The sequence below is a fragment of the Paracoccus litorisediminis genome (assembly GCF_009711205.1).
GTDB classification, from domain to species: Bacteria; Pseudomonadota; Alphaproteobacteria; order Rhodobacterales; family Rhodobacteraceae; genus Paracoccus; species Paracoccus litorisediminis.
In genome coordinates this window covers 16,307-34,156 of record NZ_WMIG01000021.1, presented here as the reverse complement: position 1 = coordinate 34,156, position 17,850 = coordinate 16,307, and the positions used below count along the sequence as shown (strand labels likewise).

The following is a 17,850-nucleotide window of genomic DNA, read 5'->3' as shown; positions in this document are numbered from 1 at the left end:
TTCCGCAAGGGAAAAGTCGAAGGTGCGCTGGCCTGCGCGATGCGCGGGGTGTAACCCTGCCAAGGCAGGTGACGCGATGGAGGCTGAAGACATGCTGCTTGATCGTGGACTGGACCTTCCGATCATTTAGGCCCCGATGGCCGGAACCTCGACGCCTGCCTTGGCAGCGGCCGTTTCCAATGCCGGAGGGCTGGGTGCGCTTGGCATCGGTTCCAGCAGCGTCGCGCAGGCGCGGGCGATGATCGAGGAGACGCGCCGACTGACCTCGCGCCCGATCAATGTGAACGTCATTTGCCATCAGCGCGAGGAACCCGATCCCGCCCGCGATTCGGAATGGCTGGCCTTCCTTGCACTTTTTGCGGAATTCGGCATCACGCCCCCGGTGCGACTTGAGGAAATCTATAAATCTTTCGTCGATGACGAGGATGCCTTCACTTTGCTGACCGAGACCCGCCCCGAGGTCGTCAGCTTCCATTTTGGCCTGCCTGCGCCGGAAAAGATTGCCGCGCTGAGGGCGCTCGGGACCAAGACCATGGCCACCGCCACCAATCTCGTCGAGGCCCGCGCGATCAAGGAGGCCGGGGTCGATGCGATCGTGGCGCAGGGAATCGAGGCGGGCGGCCATCGCGGTATGTTCGACCCTGCCGCGCCGGATGAGCGGCTCGGTACCTCGGTCCTTGTCCGGCTGCTGGTGCAAAACCAATCGCTGCCGGTGATCGCGGCGGGCGGGATAATGGACGGACAGGGGGTGCGGGCCGCGTTGGATTTGGGGGCCGCTGCGGCGCAACTGGGCACGGCCTTCATCCTCTGCCCGGAATCCGCCGCCAATGCCGCCTATCACGAAAGCCTAAGCGGCGCGCGGGCGTTTCACACCCGCCTGACCGCCGCGCTTTCTGGGCGACCGGCGCGGGGCATGGTCAATCGCTTCATCGAATATTGCGAGGCATCAAAACAGCGCCCCGCGGGCTATCCCTATGCCTATGACGCGGCCAAGCAGTTGAGTGCCGGGGCGGTGAAGCAGGGCGAGCATGGGTTTGCCGCGCAATGGGCCGGGCAGGGCGCGCCTTTGGCGCGGGCAATGCCTGCCGCCGATCTAATGCGGTTGCTGGCGCGGGAATTGCGCGGCGACCGCGTCTAATTCAACGCGGGCCTTACCGCATCGGCGAAGCTCGCGCGGGTCTGGGGCAGGGCCGAGGGCTGCTCGCGCTGCAGATAAGCGAGCAGTTTCTCGCGGATCTCGCAGCGCAGGTCGAAGGCCTTTCCGGCATGGCGGGCGCTGGCGAGGATGCGGATCTCGACCTCGCGGTCACGGAAATCAGTGACCTGCAGGGCAAAGACCTCGCCATTCCACAGAGACGAGGCGCGGGTGATGCGCTCGGCCTCGGCGCGCAATTCTGGGATGCTGACGCCGTAATCCAGATAAATCAGCACCGTGGCGATCAGGGTGGCGTCCTTGCGCGTCCAGTTCTGGAAGGGTTGCTCCATGAAATAGTTCAGGGGCACGATCAAACGGCGCTTGTCCCAGACGCGGATGACGACATAGGTCGCGGTGATTTCCTCGACATTGCCCCATTCGCCCTCGACGATGACTGCGTCATCGATGCGGATCGGCTGGGTGACGGCAAGCTGTATGCCGGCCAACAGATTGCGCAGCACCGGCTGTAGCGCCAAACCCAGAACGATCCCCGCCGCCCCGGCCGAGGCCAGCAGACTGACGCCATATTGCCAGACCCGGTCAAAGGTCATCAGCGCCGCACTGATGCCGATGGCGATGACAAGGACGACGCTGACCCGCTGCAGGATGCGGATCTGGGTGACATGCTTGCGGGCCAGCAGGTTGTCCTCGACATCCAGTCGGAAGCGGCGCAGATGCAGGGTCATCCACACATCCAGCATGATGGTCAGCGCCCATGTCGCGCAGGCGATGAAGGCGATCAGAAGGGCATGGCGCAGGACCTGGCCCTGCAGGGCAGGCAAGGGCGCGATATTGGCGGCAAAGGACAAAGCCATGATCATCAGGCCAAGCTGAAGCGGGCCGCGTGCCCGTCCAGCCATGCGCCGCCAGAATTCGTCGCGGTTTTGCAGGGCCCTCAAGCTCAGGCGGTAGAGCAGGTAGCCCGCGCTCCACGCTGCAGCCAGCGCGATGAGGAAGACCAGCGAAGTCTGCATCCAGCTTGGCATCGGGATCCTTTCGATTGCCGCGTCAAGTCGGCCCAACCTCTCGGGCGGGTCTCGGTTCCGACGCGGCGGGCGGGTCGGCGGAACGCCGCAGGGCTGTCCACGAACGCGGCAGTCAGGTCACTTCCTCATCGGCACGGACCTCAAGGTGGCTGACCAGCGCAAAGATCGCGGTGCCGCCGACAATATTGCCCAAGGTCACCGGGATCAGGAAGGTGAACAGCGCCTCGGGAATTGTGGTCGCGTTCATGAACAGAAGATAGGCGACCTCGATGCTGCCGACGACGACATGCGGAAAATCACCGATCGCGACCAGATAGGTGGCGAGGAAGATCAGCGACAGTTTCGATGCCTCAAGCCCATGGATCGCCCAGACCATGGTCGCGATCATCCAGCCCGAGACGATGCCGCCGGTGAACATCTGCGTCGGCGTCTTCTCCATCAGGTGCTGGCTGATCTTGAGAAAGGCCTCATCGGTCTCGGGGCTGAAGAGCGGCATCCAGACGAAGACCGCCGCCGCGATCACGCCGCCGATGGTATTGCCCGCGAGCACCGCTCCCCAAAGCCGCAAGAGGCGGCGATATTTCCAAGGCTGGGGCGGCGCAGCACGGGGATGACAGGGGTCACGGTGTTTTCGGTGAAAAGCTGCTGGCCCGCCGCGATGACGAAGATGAAGCCGAAAGTGTAGCCCACGGCCTCGATCAGGAATCCCAACTCGATTTCGGGCAAGTTGGCCTGAAAGATGCCGCGCGCGACCAGCGACATGCTCATGGTGATGCCGCCTGCCAAGGCCGACCAGAACAGCGCAAAGACCTCGCGGGAAAGCTCGCGTTCACCCTCGCGGCGCAGGATCTCGTGCACGGTCGCGGCCTTCGAGGGCATGTGCTCCTCGAGTTCCTTAGTGGGAATGGCTTTGGCGGGTGCATTCGATTGGTCTTTTGCAGTTGTCATGATCCTCTCCACCGCGACCTATCGGAGAGTGACGCTTGCGGGGCACGAGGAGTTCCGGACTTCGCAACGCTCGGGAGAATGCACAACACAGTCGAATTCTCGAATGCCGAACGGCCGGAGCTCGAGTGAAGTTACTTACCAGCACACGAATTCGTCATCACATTCTGGCCGAGGGATTTTTCCTCGCTAGGTCAAAGTTTTGGCGAAGCCGGGGGCGAAGAGGCAGCCGGTCTGGATGATGCAGAGCGTAATTTTCTGGAACATCGACCGTCCAAGCTGGTTATGTCGCCGAAGGAAAAATGCAGAGGAAACAAGATCATGAACAGGTTTCTTGCCCTTTCTTTGGGTGCGTTCACGCTTGCCTCAAGCGCTGGCTTCGCCCTTGCGCAAACCACGGTCACGACGACCACTGAACCTGTCGTCGTAACCCAACAGAAGGTTGAGCCCGGTCAAGACACCACCGGGGGCGGGGCCGCGAGTGGTGCCGCAACCGGGGCCATTGCTGGCGCAGTCGTCGGTGGTCCAGTGGGGGCGGCTGTCGGTGGTGTCGTCGGCGCAGTCGCCGGGGATGTCGCCGAAGACGCGATGACCGCAGAAACCCGCACCTATGTGCTGGAAAACCGTGTTCAGTCGGTTCCAGTGCAGGGACAGGTCGTCGTCGGCACGCAATTGCCGCAAACCGTCGAGGTCCAACAGATTCCGAACTCGGACTATCGCTATGTCTACGTCAATGAGCAGCCGGTCATCGTCGATCCGACCAGCCGCAAAGTCGTGCACATCGTGCAATAGCGACAGTGCAATTTTTGTGGCGGCGAGCTTAGGCCACTGCCACTGAAATCCCGCACACATCAACAAGCCAAACTTATTTGAGGACATCCTCATGAACTGGGATATCATCGAAGGCAAATGGAACCAGGTCAAAGGTTCGGTCAAAGAGCAATGGGGTGACCTGACCGATGACGAATTGACCGAGATTGCCGGCAAGAAGGACAAGCTGGCTGGCAAGCTTCAGGAAAAATACGGTTGGACCAAGGAGGAGGCCGAGCAACGCATGGATGACTTCGTCCGCGAACGAACCTGAGCGTTTCTGCCGAGAAACGGAAGCCCCCGCATTATTGCGGGGGCTGGGTAATTTCAACGACCGATCGCATGCTCTTGGGGCTCATTCGACGGGCTGAACTCCGCGCCCTCATAGATGGACAACTCAACTTCAACATATCCTACAATGACGTCGATGCGCTACATTTTGGCTACTGCATCGCCAACCTCCCCGAAGAGATAGGGTGCCAACTTTATAAAGCGGTAACATTATACCGTTACAGGTATAATCCGATTTATGTTAATTAAGCTCACGCTTACGACTACCGCTTCATTAACAAAGTGGACCAACCAGCCGGTTGTTTGCCACACAGGAACCCAATCCTCGTGTCTGCCACCTGCACGATGCTAGGGCGGAAAGCCGTCTGTCGGCAGTGCAGCACTGCCCCACTGGCGAACTTGGGAAAGCTGACACTCCTGCGCCGCGCAGCGATCGCCCTGTCCTGCGGCCCATGACGGGCGGTGAGCCGACTTTCAGCCATGCGGCGCTGCATCCGCAGCAATATGAGATAGCAGAAGTTCGTGCGCTCCGCGGCGAAATTTGGACCGTCACAGGCCAATTGGGCGGAGAGACGTCCGCCGCGCTGCGGAACGGTAACTGCAGCATATTTGATCAAGCGGTCATTCAGGTGACGCGGCGCCCTACGACACCGAGCAGGCGTTTACTGCCTGACGGCAACGCGGCAACTCAGCTGCGGCAAAAGTGCAAGACTGGAAGTTCACTCCCAGCACTTGGACACTTTTAAATGGGAATTGTCCCGCAGTCTGACGTCGGACATTCGGGGAGTAGCGGCCTCGTTGCCTCGAGGTCGAGCGTTACGCATTCGATGACCACACGCTGTGACCGCGGAAGCGCATCTCGGTCCGGAAAATCCGAGTAACATTCCCAAAGAGTGTCAAAGATGTCACCGTCACAGTAACGAACATGGGAGAGATAAAATGCGTCTACAAACGTTTGTATTGCCTTTCTGCATCCTCCCCATGATGGCGCATGCACAAGAGGCGGACTGGTCGTATTCCGCGACTATCTATGCGTGGGTGCCCGGCCTTGATGCCACAGTCGATACCCCTCTGGGAGAGTTGAGCAGCGGGTCAGGTAGCAGCAATGTACTCGATAATCTCGACATGGCGTTCATGGGTTCGTTTGAGGCACGGCGGGATGAATGGAGCGTCCTGATCGATGGCGTCTACGCAAAGCTCTCAACCGGCAAGGAAACGCCCTTCGGGCTGGCTTATTCAGAAGGTGACATAAAAACCGAGCTTTCTGCCGTCTCGGCCTATGCACTTTATCGTAGCTATGACAGCGCGCAGCTGACGGCCGATATCGGAGTTGGGCTGCGCGCCTTCGATGTCGATCTGGATGTCGGCCTCAAGGCGGGTCGTGTGGCCAACGACCAAAATTTCGGCGGCGATAAGACTTGGGCGGTCCCTCTGGTCGCCGGCCGATTTACCGCTCCGTTTAACGAGCAGTGGTTTGCAGTCGGCTATTTCGATTATGGCCAGACCTCTGGGGACGAGACCACCTGGCAGGCTGTCGCCACAGTCGGCTACCGGATCAATGAACGTTGGGCGGTGCAAGCTGGCTATCGCCACATGGAGCTTGAACAGGAAATTGGCGGGCTCGATTCCGATATCGCGCTCAGTGGCCCGGTGATTGGGATGAATGTCCGGTTCTAACTTTCAAAGGTCGCAGTTGCCAGCCGCATAGGACCTTGTGCTGGCACATTGGGTTGCCCAGACCGGTGATGTACACTGCGCCAACGCGTCATCCCCGGCTATCCAGAGACTTGAAGTTTATCCTTTCCCGATCCCAAGTCCTCGACCCAGACGCCGCATGCTTTGCATGACCTCGAACGGCGTCAGGTTGGATTCCTCAACACGCTCCCAATTGACAAATGCGACGCTCCCCGACGTTGCAGAAGGTGCTCCGGGAATGAACAGCACTGCTTTGTCCTCGCGGCGCTCGACCAGAAAGGCGGGGCAAGAATAGTCATCAAAATGGACCATGACGACAGCGACAGCCTTGCTCGTAGCAAGATTGCGATCGCCGTCGACATAGTCTTCGATCATCTGCCTTAAGATCGTGTACGGAGGCATTCGACTGAGCAGTGCCGACTCGAGCCACTCGAATGTCCGTCGTCCTAAACCGCTTTTCGCGAAAATCCCGGCAAGGAAAGCAATTGCGATCAGCACCACCACCGAGAACACCAGCGGCCATAGGTTCGAGATCGAATTGGGAAAGACCAACTCATGCAGCTTTTGTCCGATGGGTCTCGCCGCGGCATAGAGTCTGCCGATCACAAGCAGCACGATCCCGAATGGTAGCAAAAAGACGAGGCCACCAATAATCGTCGCCCGGACAAAAATCGCCAAGGAATGTATTGCACGCCGGTTATTCTGCATGTCCAACAACGACTATCCGGATATGGTGATTGCTCTGGCCTTCCACAAACTAGCGTTTAGGCCTGCGGATCCACTCGCAGCTCAAATGAGCGTCAGCTCGACCGCGCTGTCTTTACCGTTGCGACCGGACTCAACCTCAGAGGAGACCTTTTGTCCCTCAGGAAGCCCACGCAGACCAGCACGCTCTACAGCCGAGATGTGGACAAAGACATCGGCCCCTCCTGCATCAGGCTGAATAAACCCATAGCCTTTGTCGTTGTTGAACCACTTCACTACGCCGGTCGTCATCTGTCGGATCCTGAATCTAATGGAAAAGTATACAAGACCTGTTAGCTGCCCCGCCTCTTCATGGGAACGACCATTGCAGGCGGGCCGATACGACTGATCAGCGGTTGGGCTTCTCGTTGCTACCGTGCAACATTTTCAATTATGTCGCCGCCTCTTTTCACAGCGCCCAATTGGGCCGATCTTACTGCCTCAGTCCATCGCCCGCATCCAAGCGTGGCCGAACTGGATGTAGAAGATCGTGTCCTCCGGGCCCTTGGCAATATCCAACCCGGCGTCAATGCCCATCTTGCGCGCGATGCGATAGCGAAAGCCTGCTCCCCAGGTCCAGATATCGTCCTCGGCCTGATATAGGCGAGAATCTTTGACATGGGTCTCGCCGTATCCGCCAAACACCACACCCGCCCAGCGAGGAGTGAACTGGCGTCGCAACTCGATCTCGGCCGTCAGTGCACTGTCGCCGGAATAACGACCATGTTGCACACCGCGCAACCCGACGCTGGGGGCTAAGGTAAAGGGTACGTCACCGCCTGTCGTGTCGTATTCCGCCAGCATTCCCAACGACCAAGCATCGCCGAATTCGGTGAAGCTGGCGACGGTCGCCGAGACATTGTTGAAATTCGCATCACTGCCCCACGCGCTGTCATAGCGATCGAATTTAAGCACGGCATTGATACCGTTGGTGGGCGAGACTGGGTTGTTGCGGCTGTCGTAATGCACCGACGCCCCCAACGATATATATTGCTTTGAATCAATGACATCGTTGATCAGCGCGCGCACGCGGCTGCCGATTTCGGTTTCATCCTCGCCCGCGCCTAGCGAAACCACGGAATGTCGATAAGTTAGACGCGGTCCGGCCCAAAACTGAGATTCCCCGATCTGAAAGCGTGCTGCTGCGATCCCTCCGAACACTTCATTAAAATAGTCGACAGAGCGGTCCAATCCGAAGGGAAAGATCGGGAGCGTGATATCCGCACCGCCAAAGGCAAGCTGATAGCGGGCTTTGCCTTCGCGAAACTGGCCCGTCCGCATGATGCCTCCAGCCTTGGAATCATTGCCGGTATAGGCCAGGCCGACCATGGTGCGGGCACCTTGGCCTCCGGGGCCAAGCGCACCGTTGATAAACTGACCGACAACGCCGAACCCGCCCTCGACCGCGGGTTCGGTGATGATGACCGGGATCGGAATGAAGCCACCGCGGGCAAGCAAGGCCGAGGCATCGAACATGTGATCGTCAGGATCAACAAAGATCGACCAGTCAAAGGCCTGGCTAGCCGGAGCCAGAGAAGTCACTGCGATGACCGAGATCACTCCCAAGGATGTTGACGATCGGAACCATGCGCACATCTTAAACCCTTCCCGTTGCGTCGCTGTGCTGGTTTTTGGACCTTCGGAGGGGTGCCAGTATTTCCCGAGGCCCGGGGCCTCTCAAAAGCATTCTGCAGCTTGTAGAACGTGGCTGGCCATGGTGCTGTCGACAGGAGCTATATTGTGATCAAAAGACAGGCCCACAAAGGGCCTGTCCGTATATCGAAGATCAGTTGCCACCAATTGAGGCTCTAATGGCCATTCAAGGAGTGACGATGTTGAACCAGAATTCGAACTTGTCGAGATAGGAGACAAGCTCGGTCAGCTTGGCAGGATCGCCCGTCACCTTCACCTCACCCGACGACGTCGCTTGATCCAGCGTCTCCTCACCCAGCATGATCTTGTTTATCGCGCTACGCGGCAAGGTCACGGTGGCACCGGCATCGTCGGCCTGAACGTCCTTGGTATGGTTCAGAACGCCGTTCACCAGTTCAACCAAGTATTTGCCATCACTGCCGAAGTCGAAGTTCAGCTTGATGTTCGCGTCGCCCGCCTTAGCGCTGTCGAGGCGCACACCGGCATAGTCAAAGATCATCTCTAGCGACATGGCCTCGATCGTGTCGGGGCTGGCGGTGTTCGGGGTCGGAAGCTGTGCCACGCCCTTACGCAACTCCTGCGCACCGGACAGGTAGAAGTTGCGCCACGGACCGGATTCGGCCTGATAACCCAGCTGCTCGAGCGCGTCAGCGGTCAGGTTTTTGGCCGGTTGATTTTCCGGATCGGCGAAGACCACTTTATTCATGACCTCGGCGACCCAGCGATAATTACCGGCATCGAAATCGGCCTTGGCCTTTTCCATCACGGCATCCGCGCCGCCCATGTATTCGACAAACTTCTTGGCGCCATCGACTGGGGGCAGCTCATGTAGCGTCGAAGGGTTACCGTCGAACCAGCCCAGATACAGCACATAGGTCGCCGCGACATCATGATAGATCGAGCCGTAGTAGCCGCGGCTGGCCCAGAACGTGTCGAGAGCGGGCGGCAGTTTGAAGTCTTCGGCGATCTCGCGCATGGTCATGCCCTTGTTAACCATGTTGAGCGTGGTGTCGTTGATGTAACGATAGAGGTCGCGCTGCTTTTCAAGCAGTTCCACGACATTATCATTGCCCCAGGTCGGCCAGTGGTGCTGGGCGAAAAGCACCTCGGCATCGTCGCCCCACATCACCAGCGCCTCGTTGAGGTATTTCGACCAGGGCAGCGGTTCCCGGATCTTGGCGCCACGCAGTGAATAGGTGTTGTGCAGCGTGTGCGTCGCATCCTCCGACGCTTCGATGGCCTTGTAATCCTCGACATACCACAGCATTTCCGAGGGTGCTTCCGAGCCAGGCGCCATCAGGAACTCGTAAGTCAGGCCGTCGATGGTTTCCTTCTGGCCGGTCTTGGTGATGATGTCGGTGGGCGGGATCAACGTCACGGTCCCGGCCGAGGTCGTGGTGCCAAGTCCTGCGCCGACCTGACCCTTTTCATCCGGCGGCAGCAGGTTGCCATACATGTAGCTGGCGCGGCGGCTCATCGCGGTACCCGCAAAGACGTTCTCGGCAACAGCAGCCTCAAGGAAGCCTTCCGGCGCATAGATCTTGGTCTTGCCGCTGGCCACGTCCTCATCGCTGGTGACGCCGCGGACGCCACCATAATGGTCGACATGGCTATGGGTATAGATCACGGCCTTGACCGGCTTTTCGCCACGGGTCTTGTAATAGAGGTCCAGCCCGATCTTGGCGGTCTCAGCAGAAACCAGCGGATCGACGATGGTGATGCCTTCCTTGCCTTCGATGATGGTCATGTTTGACAGGTCGAGGTTCCGGACCTGATAGATCCCGTCCTTCACCACCTCGAACAGGCCGCTGATGTTGATCAACTGGGACTGCCGCCACAGACTAGGATTGACTGAGTCCGGGGCTTCTGAGCCTTCCTTGATGAAACCATATTTGCCCGGGTCCCAGATCAGTGCACCGTCGGCGGTGTTGATCATTTCTGGCGGTAGATCAGCCAGTTTACCCCGATTGGCATCCTCGAAATCAGTCTTATCGTCGAAGGGCAAATAATCGAGGAGTTTGGCGTTCGTCTGCTTGGTCGTTTCGCTCGCATCGTTACGAGGATCGTCCTGCGCGAATGCCGGAAGTGCCAGAAATGCACAAAGAATGCCGGCGACTGAGTTAAGTAAGCGTCTGGGAATAGGCATGTTTTTCTCACCTGCTATTTTCATCGAACGCAAGTCTCAGGAGAAACATCCATGACACTGTCTTCCGCGCATGGCTGTCCACCGCCGCGACGGATCGACTATGCATCGTTCCGAATCGTGGTAGATCTACCCTAGCTGCACAATATCAGAGCAAAAAACTCAAATGATGGGTTTCAATGAATCAACGTGAGAAGCCGGTCGATGCGGTCACACTGCCAGAGGCACTAGATCTCCTCTCGAAAGAAGGGTGGTTTGCGGAGCGATCAGATGTAGTCCGCGCTGAGCTCGCCTCGATCGCGCGTCTGCGTGTGTTTGAGACCGGTGCTGCCCTATATTCGGTTGGGGACATGGCGAATGGCGTTTTCGGTCTCGTCGCAGGAGCGTTGGACATCTCTATTCCTCGCACTGATGGTAATGACTTCACCTTTCACGCTGCAGATCCCGGCTTTTGGGTGGGCGATCTGGCGCTCATGTCATCCGCCAAACGCTTGGTCTCGGTCCATGCGGCGACGAAGGTTGCAGTCATTCATTTGGGGGCAGGAGAACTGAAAGAACTTGTCGAGAGGAAACCGATGCTTCTCCACGATTTCTATGCGCTTTCCTACCAGAACTTCGCCACCACCTTCTTCCTGTTGGCCAACATCTCGATTGCCTCTTCGGAGTCTCGGGTCGCGTTGCGACTCTTAATGCATTTGGAGCACGCGCCAGATCCCGAGGGTTGGGTGTATCTGTCACAAATTAAGCTCGGCGAGCTCGTTGCACTATCGCAGCCGACATTGCAGCGGGTCATGCGCAGGCTACACGACCTCGACTGCATCGAGCCGGGTTACGGAAAAATACGTATCACTGACCGTGGCAAACTTCTCTCCATCTGTGGAGACAATGCCACTGCCCTGCGTCAACTATCCTCGAGGTCTGACTAAATTCACATTCCTTACCCGTATACCCCACGATTGCACTTGGGGGTTTCATACGGATGCGCAGACTGCGCCGCTTCCTACCGCAGCAAGATTATCATCATGGTTTTGGCAAGCTGCTCCGGCGGTAGGTAAGCTGCTGGCAACGCTCGCCATGCTAAGACGATGTAAGTTACTGGACGACTCGTGGCGACGGACTCCTTCTCAAGTTTCGGCCGTCGCCTGATGTGTGCAAAACTTGGCTTAGCTCGCGCTCACCTTATCGTAGAGGCTCTTGTGATTCTTCTCGTGCCGTCGCAGTGCCTGTCTGTTCTCGTGCCGCTTGAGTATCCGGCGAGCTGGCGTAGGCGTGAAACTCGGCATCTCGATCTCCGGAAAGATCAGCGCAAGCTCACGGCACTGGGCAGCTCCGAGCGCCTTTAGTGCCATCGGTCCTGCCAGCATGGTTTCTGTCAGTGCCCCGTTTGCCCAAACGAGTTCGTGCTGATCCAGGACGAAGTGGAAATATTCGATTTCAGGAGCTGCCTCGACGGTGATGCCAGCATATCCGATCAGGTGCTTTGCCGGTACCAACACTTCCTCCTGGCCGAACATTCGCCGAGTAATCGGTGAGGACAGCGCGATGCGGTGCTGGGGTGAGACGAGCAGATCCAGTTCCGGATGCCCCTTGCCCAAGGCTCCTGCGGGAATTTTGATTGGCCGAAGTTCAGGGCGTTGGGCGAGAGCTGCCCCTTCGATTTTGCGCGATCCGATCCATCGTATCGGCTGCGGCCCACGATCCAATGTCTCAACCAGATCACCCACCTGCAGGTCTTCGACCTTCTGCAAGCCCGTGGGAGTAGCGATCTCAAACCGATCGCCTGGCAGGTACTACCGCAGCGCAGCGAGGCTGGTGGCCAAGTGGGGGCGTACCTTTCCGCGAGCTGTACTCACTTGCACGGGCACACGGGCTCCGGCACTCTCCGGGCGACGGCGACAACCCCCCGAGGGCTATATGCGAAGAGAATATCTGGCGGTTTCAAATCGGCTACCTTTTGCACTGATGCTTGTTGCGACCTTGCTTGCGGGATGCAACCGTCCTCCGGAACTGATCGGTGTAGAAAATCCCGAGATTCCGACCGCGCATCTAGCCGAGGTTCGTCGTCACAAAGTATTCATCACCACGACACGGCAGGCCACGGAGGTCACGGGAGCCTTTTTCTCGGCGGCGCGCGCACCCGCACTTGGCCTAGCTTCGGTCGTGACGACGGTTCCGCCGAACCACAAGGTGGGCGAGGTTGAGCGGCCCCAGGAACTGCCGCCCGATCCCCGCAAGGAATTCACGATTGTCGAACCGATGGTCTATCGCAGCGACACCTCCTTCATTGCGGAGATAAATCGCGAACTGGCCCAACGCCCACCCGGACAGCGGCGGTTGTTGCTATTCGTTCACGGCTATAACAACACGGCTAGCGATGCGATCCTTCGCCTGACCCAATTCGTCGAGGACACCAACTACCAAGGCGTCCCCGTCCTGATGACCTGGGCCTCGGCGGCCAGCGCCACGCGCTATGTCTATGACATGAACAGCGCCCTCATCGCGCGCGGCAAGTTGAAGGAAATCTCAGACATCATGGTAAATACAAACGCTGAAAGCGTTGATATTTTTTCCCATTCCATGGGAACACTACTGACGATGGAGGGACTTGTCGATGCGCAGAAGGCTGGGACCCTAGGCAAGCGGCGGACCATCAACAACATCGTCTTGGCCTCTCCCGACATCGATATCGACCTTTTTCGTACTCAGATCGAACAGCTTTCGCCCCAGATCCGCGAAAAGATCTTTCTGTTAGTCTCCAAGGACGATCGTGCACTTCTGGCCTCGCGTCGGATCGCCGGTGGCGTGCCACGTGTAGGTGCGACCGATGCGGCCAAACTTGACGGACTGGGTGTGACGGTCATCGACCTGTCGCAGATCCACGATTCATCTTCGGGCAGCCATTCGAAGTTCGCCGGCTCGCCCGAGGTCGTAAAGCTGATCGGCGCGGGGATGAATCGGTCAGGCGGTTTCTCGCGTGGGCAAACGCCGGGTCTTGCCGCAATGTTGAACAATGTGCCGATCCTGATCTCCGGCGGTTAAATGAGACACAAATATTTGAGGGGATACCATGACTTCGGTTCGCGAGCGTGTTGCGGTTCCGAAGCGTGACGGGTCGCCTTCACCGTTAAAAAAGGGGCGATGGCCCTCTTTGCCCGTTCGACCAGTTCAGCCAAAGAAATGCTCTTAGTCTTGGCGAGGCTTTCCACCTTCACGCGCGTGCTGGACCGGGGTGCGGATCGAGATCTGCTCGGTACGCCGCTCGCGCGCGGTGGCGGCGCTTTGCCCACGTGATCCTTTGCAGTCCGGGCCTCGACCTCAGCGGTGATGGCGGCCGTCTCGGCTTCCTCCTTCAGCGCCGGCAGCATGGTCACGTAGGCGTGGGAGGCAGGCTGGTAAAATAGTTAATCCCGAAATGTCTCGGCCTCGGCGGATCAGGCTATGGAGACAACTCCAAAGGGTCTAGGGGGGCTACCTTGACCGTCCGCTTCGTCCGCATGATGATTGTTTTCTTTCCTGAAGGTGTCGCGACGAGGCGAGGGATCACGCGGCCGCGTCGATGTCGCGCACGCCTTCGGTGCAGGTTTCACGCTGCATGCTAGTCTGTGCGGGAAGCCTGGCAACCGCCCATGCTACCCGCGCAGAATGCATGGCTGCTCTGCCGGGATCACGGCTACTTCCCATATGAAGCCCGGCCTATATCCCTTTTGTCCGCAACATGCCCGATGGATGGGCAAGATGAAAAAGGTGCCGAGATGTCTGCTGTCGAAATGAGCCATAACCGTGCTGCCGGTGGTTTGGGTCTCGTCTTTGCCCGCGTGACCGCGATGGTTTCCGCTTGGAACGACGCCCGCATCACCCGCCGAGAATTGAGCCAGCTGACGGATCGCGAGTTGAGCGATCTCGGCCTGACCCGTGGCGATATCGAGCGTGTTGCCCGCAGCGTCTGAAGCAATTCTGATCGATGAACAGACCCCGCGGCGATGCCTCGGGGTTTTTTCATACGCGGGCGACAGAAATCCAAAACGCGATGCTTTTCATCTACGGTTCGCTCGGTCGCATGGAGGGTGTCGCAGGACCCGAACCTGCCTTCCCGCGAAATGTGCCGAAACCGGATTTCAGAAGCCTATTCCGATACCTACACGACCTTGTCCCATGCCGCCATAAACCCCGAACCATCCGCTGGAGGTATAGGGATTCGAGATATCCTCTCCGGCCTTGGCCTTCTTCTCGAGGATAAAGCGGATACGTTCACGGCGGTCGCGCCAGGTTGGCTCAGCTTCGATCTGAGCGATGTCCATGCGACTGAAGACATGCGGGTTAAGACCCATAATCGCGGCCTCTTGGATATGGCCGGGGGTCAACGGTTTGCTATCCGCTAATGCCGTTCCCACCGCAGCAGAGAACACCAAGACGACGAGAGAAAGCTTCCTAAACCTCCGACGCCTCCGCATCTGATATGGGCTGCCATTGATGTGGTCCCTTTCGGAGCTCGATAAAAGCGCCGCTCGCTAAGATAAGATCAAAAAATGTGACGATGCGAACGCCCGGTAGTCATGTATCAGAACCGAAAAAAGGCCTGACACGTGACCGCAGCGGTCCTCCGAACAGCGCGCCAATGCAAACCATGACCTCCGGCGGGCATTCGCCCGAAAATCACTTTATGGCCGGTTCGTCCGCACCGCTGCCGTCCCATTGGGATTCTGCCGCACATTGGCTGAACGGCCGTTAATGGGAGTGCGGCGAAGAGGCGAAAGCGGGGATCGAGCGTCAGCAATGGGCCGTCAGTTTCGCTGCACCTGCGAAGCATCCAGGCACGCTGCTCCTTAATCGAATGTCGCTGATGGGCTCGAATTAACCAACCGTCTGTTGTCGGTCCCTTGAAAGTCAAAGGGCACGGTCCGTAAGTTATACTGACAGGTCCGCGATGAGGACGCGGAACGACTCGATCGGTGTGTGATAACTTTAGCGGCGTCGGATCTGCCGAAGTCTGGGTGGGACAGGTGGACAGGAGGCAACACCATGTCCAACGACCTTCTTCCTGCGCTACGACCCGAACGGCCCGCCTGGAACCGGGGCCGCATCATCGGCCAGAAGCGCCCTCTGCTGCCAAAGCACGTCTAGTCAATCCGCGTCCGTCTGGAAATGGCGGGCAACAAGCGCGATCTGGCGCTGTTCAACCTGGCCATCGACAGCAAGTTGCGAGGCTGTGACCTTGTCTGTCTGAAAGTCGGCGATGTTTTCGCCGCGGGACGGGTCAAGGAGCGCGCCTCGGTCACCCAAAGCAAGACTGGCAAGCCGGTTCGCTTAGAAATCGCCGAGACGACGCGACAATCCCTTGAGCGCTGGATCGCCGACCCGGAGATGCTTGGCCTTGAGTATTTATGGCCCAGTCGCCTGCACCACAGCCCGCATCTGTCGACACGGCAGTACGCGCGGATCCTGCGTGATTGGGTGATGTCGATCGGCTTGGAACCAAGTGCCTATGGCACCCATTCGATGCGCCGAACGAAGGTGGCCCAGATTTACATGAATACGGGCAACCTACGGGCAGTGCAGCTTCTGCTGGGCCACTCCAAGATGGACAGCACCGTTCGATATCTTGGCGTTGATCTTGATAACGCGCTCACCTTGTCAGAAGGGATAGATCTGTGAGCATCACACCGGCCGACAGGAGACTTGCCGGTCGGCCCAAAGCGGACGGTCAAACAGTCAGGATTCAGCATGGCCGCATTCCCGGAAGCTGCCGTTCGACCGGCACCGCAGTAAAGTTTCGGCCGTGAAGGTAGCGATGCAGTCATGCCGGCCTTTCCCACCCGTTGATTGTGACCACCAAGTCGTGGCGCCGGAAGCGGTCTCGCACCTTCTCCACCGCCGCCAGGGCCGTGATGTCCCAAAGCTTCGCCCGGGTCAGGTCGATGGTCACCGGCCCGTCATGGTCGATCGGATCGAAGGCATCGATGAAGGCCTCGGCCGAGGCGAAGAAGATCTGGCCCTCAACGATGTAGGTGTCACCCTCTCGTCGCACCTGCTGCAGGGCTGCCACCTTGGTGGCGAAGAACACCCCACTCATCAGCACGCCGACCAGCACGCCCAGCGAGAGGTTGTGGCTGACGATCGTGACCGCCACCGTCGCCAGCATCACCAGATTGGAGAGTTTCGGTGTGCCGCGCAGCCGCCTCAGTGAACACCAATCCAGCGTGTCAACCGAGACCATGACCATGATCGCCACCAGCGCAGCCACCGGCACCTGACCGACCAGGTCGCCCGCCGCGACCATTAGCCCCAAGAGCAGACCTCCGGCAGCCAGCGTGGAAAGCCGTCCACGTCCACCGTATTTTATATTGGACACGGTCTGGCCGATCATCCCGCAGCCCGCGATGCCGCCGAAGAGGCTTGCCGCGACATTGGCCAGCCCGAGCCCCCGCGCCTCGGCATTCTTGTCCGAGGGCGTGCCGGTCTGGTCATCCACTACCCCAGCCGTCATCAGGCTTTCCAACAGACCCACTGTGGCAATGGCCAGGGCGGGGGCGAAAATAATGTTCAGAAGCTTCAGATCCAGCGGCACCTGCGGCAGGTGAAACAGCGGCAGACCGTCGGGCAGAGTGCCAAGGTCCGAAACCTTGGGCACACTTATCCCGAAGATCGAGCAGGCCAGCGTCAGCAGCACCACGCAGATCAATGGAGCCGGAACCTTCGTCGTCACGCGCGGGGCAAGGCAGATCACCGCCAGCCCCGCCGCCATCACGGCCAGGCCCGCAGCCCCGGCGTTCATAATATGCGGCAGCTGCGCCGCGAAGATCAGCGCCGCCAGCGCGTTCACGAAGCCAGTGCGGACCGAGTTCGACACATAGCGCATCAGGCTCGCCAGCCGGGCGAAGCCGAAAAGGATCTGGAACAGCCCGGCCAGCAGGCCCGCCGCAAAGAGATACTCGACCCCATGGTCGCGGACCAACGGGGCCACCACCAGCGCGACGGACCCGGCCGCGGCCGAGATCATCGCGGGCCGCCCGCCGAAGACGGCGATCACGATGCTGATGACGAAGGAGGCGTAAAGCCCGACGGCCGGGTCGATCCCGGCGGTGAAAGAGAAGGCGATGACCTCGGGGATCAGGGCGAAGGTCGCCACCGCGCCTGCAAGGATTTCGCGGACAGGGTTGTCCTGCCACTGGCGCAGATAGTGCAGTGCTTGTGTCATGATGTGGAGAACGCGGAGAATATGCGTGGTCCGGCGGATCGGCGGCCGGAATAGCCACCCGGGCTTTCACCGGGTCCAGGGGATTGCAGGCGTCATAGCCGGGCCTCATGCGGCTGCCAAGTGGCGATAGACACGGTCCGGCCCATTACGGCCGGTCGACCGTCATGAATTCTGCACCGCGGCTTTCGCCGAA

18 protein-coding genes and 1 other annotated feature are annotated in these 17,850 nt (G+C 59.1%); of the genes, 8 read left to right on the top strand and 10 right to left on the bottom strand.

What is annotated here, in order from left to right; all coding sequences use genetic code 11:
• The first annotated feature begins 136 nt into the window (after positions 1-136).
• Positions 137-1,138 (top strand): NAD(P)H-dependent flavin oxidoreductase, encoded by a 1,002-nt coding sequence (locus GL300_RS21855; protein WP_246195324.1) that lies wholly within the window; start codon positions 137-139, stop codon positions 1,136-1,138.
• Here the strand turns inward: GL300_RS21855 and GL300_RS21850 are convergent.
• From GL300_RS21850 to GL300_RS27190, 3 genes are all read right to left on the bottom strand, one after another.
• On the bottom strand, positions 1,135-2,181 hold the full coding sequence (locus tag GL300_RS21850) for a mechanosensitive ion channel family protein (protein ID WP_155041802.1): 1,047 nt from the start codon (positions 2,179-2,181) through the stop codon (positions 1,135-1,137). The genes GL300_RS21855 and GL300_RS21850 overlap by 4 nt on opposite strands.
• 112 nt (positions 2,182-2,293) lie before the next feature.
• On the bottom strand, positions 2,294-2,731 hold the full coding sequence (locus tag GL300_RS27195; protein WP_211595327.1) for a formate/nitrite transporter family protein: 438 nt from the start codon (positions 2,729-2,731) through the stop codon (positions 2,294-2,296).
• Positions 2,701-3,129 (bottom strand): formate/nitrite transporter family protein, encoded by a 429-nt coding sequence (locus GL300_RS27190; RefSeq protein ID WP_211595325.1) that lies wholly within the window; start codon positions 3,127-3,129, stop codon positions 2,701-2,703. The genes GL300_RS27195 and GL300_RS27190 overlap by 31 nt, the downstream gene beginning before the upstream one ends.
• 318 nt (positions 3,130-3,447) lie before the next feature.
• On the opposite strand from GL300_RS27190, the gene GL300_RS21840 reads away from it, so the two are divergent.
• The 3 genes from GL300_RS21840 (at position 3,448) to GL300_RS21830 (ending at position 5,904) form a co-directional block, all read left to right on the top strand.
• Positions 3,448-3,918 (top strand): DUF1236 domain-containing protein, encoded by a 471-nt coding sequence (locus tag GL300_RS21840; protein ID WP_155041801.1) that lies wholly within the window; start codon positions 3,448-3,450, stop codon positions 3,916-3,918.
• Positions 3,919-4,009: 91 nt separating this feature from the next.
• On the top strand, positions 4,010-4,210 hold the full coding sequence (locus tag GL300_RS21835) for a CsbD family protein (RefSeq protein WP_155041800.1): 201 nt from the start codon (positions 4,010-4,012) through the stop codon (positions 4,208-4,210).
• 956 nt (positions 4,211-5,166) lie between these two features.
• A complete protein-coding gene (locus GL300_RS21830) occupies positions 5,167-5,904 on the top strand; it encodes a porin family protein (protein ID WP_155041799.1) in 738 nt (245 codons plus the stop codon).
• A 117-nt stretch (positions 5,905-6,021) separates the two neighbouring features.
• On the opposite strand, the gene GL300_RS21825 is transcribed toward GL300_RS21830, so the two are convergent.
• The 4 genes from GL300_RS21825 to GL300_RS21810 form a co-directional block, all read right to left on the bottom strand.
• Entirely contained in the window at positions 6,022-6,630 is a 609-nt protein-coding gene (locus GL300_RS21825; RefSeq protein WP_246195333.1) for a DUF502 domain-containing protein, read from the bottom strand.
• A gap of 81 nt (positions 6,631-6,711) precedes the next feature.
• Complete coding sequence (locus GL300_RS21820; protein ID WP_155041797.1) at positions 6,712-6,918, bottom strand: cold-shock protein; 207 nt, start codon at positions 6,916-6,918, stop codon at positions 6,712-6,714.
• A gap of 189 nt (positions 6,919-7,107) precedes the next feature.
• Positions 7,108-8,226: a BamA/TamA family outer membrane protein gene (locus GL300_RS21815; protein WP_170297773.1), complete on the bottom strand. Its 1,119-nt coding sequence runs from the start codon at positions 8,224-8,226 to the stop codon at positions 7,108-7,110.
• Positions 8,227-8,485: 259 nt separating this feature from the next.
• Complete coding sequence (locus GL300_RS21810) at positions 8,486-10,489, bottom strand: alkyl/aryl-sulfatase (protein WP_246195331.1); 2,004 nt, start codon at positions 10,487-10,489, stop codon at positions 8,486-8,488.
• Between the two features lie 152 nt (positions 10,490-10,641).
• Between GL300_RS21810 and GL300_RS21805 the strand changes: the two genes are divergently transcribed.
• The gene (locus GL300_RS21805; RefSeq protein WP_155041795.1) at positions 10,642-11,388 is read left to right on the top strand and encodes a Crp/Fnr family transcriptional regulator; all 747 of its coding nucleotides are present in this window, start codon (positions 10,642-10,644) and stop codon (positions 11,386-11,388) included.
• A 237-nt stretch (positions 11,389-11,625) separates the two neighbouring features.
• Here the strand turns inward: GL300_RS21805 and GL300_RS21800 are convergent, their stop codons facing one another.
• A complete protein-coding gene (locus tag GL300_RS21800) occupies positions 11,626-12,228 on the bottom strand; it encodes a Hint domain-containing protein (protein ID WP_343043168.1) in 603 nt (200 codons plus the stop codon).
• A 148-nt stretch (positions 12,229-12,376) separates the two neighbouring features.
• On the opposite strand from GL300_RS21800, the gene GL300_RS21795 reads away from it, so the two are divergent.
• Complete coding sequence (locus GL300_RS21795; protein WP_246195322.1) at positions 12,377-13,501, top strand: alpha/beta hydrolase; 1,125 nt, start codon at positions 12,377-12,379, stop codon at positions 13,499-13,501.
• Between the two features lie 713 nt (positions 13,502-14,214).
• Positions 14,215-14,409, top strand: a complete 195-nt coding sequence (locus GL300_RS21790; RefSeq protein ID WP_155041793.1) for a DUF1127 domain-containing protein — start codon at positions 14,215-14,217, stop codon at positions 14,407-14,409.
• Between the two features lie 168 nt (positions 14,410-14,577).
• Here GL300_RS21790 and GL300_RS21785 read toward each other — a convergent pair whose 3' ends face one another.
• Complete coding sequence (locus GL300_RS21785) at positions 14,578-14,823, bottom strand: hypothetical protein (protein ID WP_155041792.1); 246 nt, start codon at positions 14,821-14,823, stop codon at positions 14,578-14,580.
• Positions 14,824-15,604: 781 nt separating this feature from the next.
• Here GL300_RS21785 and GL300_RS21780 point away from each other — a divergent pair.
• Complete coding sequence (locus tag GL300_RS21780) at positions 15,605-16,114, top strand: tyrosine-type recombinase/integrase (protein ID WP_246195320.1); 510 nt, start codon at positions 15,605-15,607, stop codon at positions 16,112-16,114.
• A gap of 142 nt (positions 16,115-16,256) precedes the next feature.
• Here the strand turns inward: GL300_RS21780 and GL300_RS21775 are convergent, their stop codons facing one another.
• Positions 16,257-17,657, bottom strand: coding sequence for a SulP family inorganic anion transporter (locus GL300_RS21775; RefSeq protein WP_155041791.1), 1,401 nt, complete (start codon positions 17,655-17,657; stop codon positions 16,257-16,259).
• A 24-nt stretch (positions 17,658-17,681) separates the two neighbouring features.
• Positions 17,682-17,737: a sequence feature (sul1 is cis-regulatory element that is thought to sense ions involved in sulfur or methionine metabolism; They are found in Alphaproteobacteria), on the bottom strand.
• Positions 17,738-17,850 lie beyond the last annotated feature (113 nt).

Excerpts from the sequence above, each read along its gene's own strand:
- GL300_RS21855 (WP_246195324.1), top strand. The coding sequence starts at position 137 with ATGGCCGGAACCTCGACGCCTGCCTTGGCAGCGGCCGTTTCCAATGCC.
- GL300_RS21850 (WP_155041802.1), bottom strand. The coding sequence starts at position 2,181 with ATGCCAAGCTGGATGCAGACTTCGCTGGTCTTCCTCATCGCGCTGGCT.
- GL300_RS27190 (WP_211595325.1), bottom strand. The coding sequence starts at position 3,129 with ATGACAACTGCAAAAGACCAATCGAATGCACCCGCCAAAGCCATTCCC.
- GL300_RS21840 (WP_155041801.1), top strand. The coding sequence starts at position 3,448 with ATGAACAGGTTTCTTGCCCTTTCTTTGGGTGCGTTCACGCTTGCCTCA.
- GL300_RS21835 (WP_155041800.1), top strand. The coding sequence starts at position 4,010 with ATGAACTGGGATATCATCGAAGGCAAATGGAACCAGGTCAAAGGTTCG.
- GL300_RS21830 (WP_155041799.1), top strand. The coding sequence starts at position 5,167 with ATGCGTCTACAAACGTTTGTATTGCCTTTCTGCATCCTCCCCATGATG.
- GL300_RS21825 (WP_246195333.1), bottom strand. The coding sequence starts at position 6,630 with ATGCAGAATAACCGGCGTGCAATACATTCCTTGGCGATTTTTGTCCGG.
- GL300_RS21820 (WP_155041797.1), bottom strand. The coding sequence starts at position 6,918 with ATGACGACCGGCGTAGTGAAGTGGTTCAACAACGACAAAGGCTATGGG.
- GL300_RS21810 (WP_246195331.1), bottom strand. The coding sequence starts at position 10,489 with ATGAAAATAGCAGGTGAGAAAAACATGCCTATTCCCAGACGCTTACTT.
- GL300_RS21805 (WP_155041795.1), top strand. The coding sequence starts at position 10,642 with ATGAATCAACGTGAGAAGCCGGTCGATGCGGTCACACTGCCAGAGGCA.
- GL300_RS21795 (WP_246195322.1), top strand. The coding sequence starts at position 12,377 with ATGCGAAGAGAATATCTGGCGGTTTCAAATCGGCTACCTTTTGCACTG.
- GL300_RS21790 (WP_155041793.1), top strand. The coding sequence starts at position 14,215 with ATGTCTGCTGTCGAAATGAGCCATAACCGTGCTGCCGGTGGTTTGGGT.
- GL300_RS21780 (WP_246195320.1), top strand. The coding sequence starts at position 15,605 with ATGGCGGGCAACAAGCGCGATCTGGCGCTGTTCAACCTGGCCATCGAC.
- GL300_RS21775 (WP_155041791.1), bottom strand. The coding sequence starts at position 17,657 with ATGACACAAGCACTGCACTATCTGCGCCAGTGGCAGGACAACCCTGTC.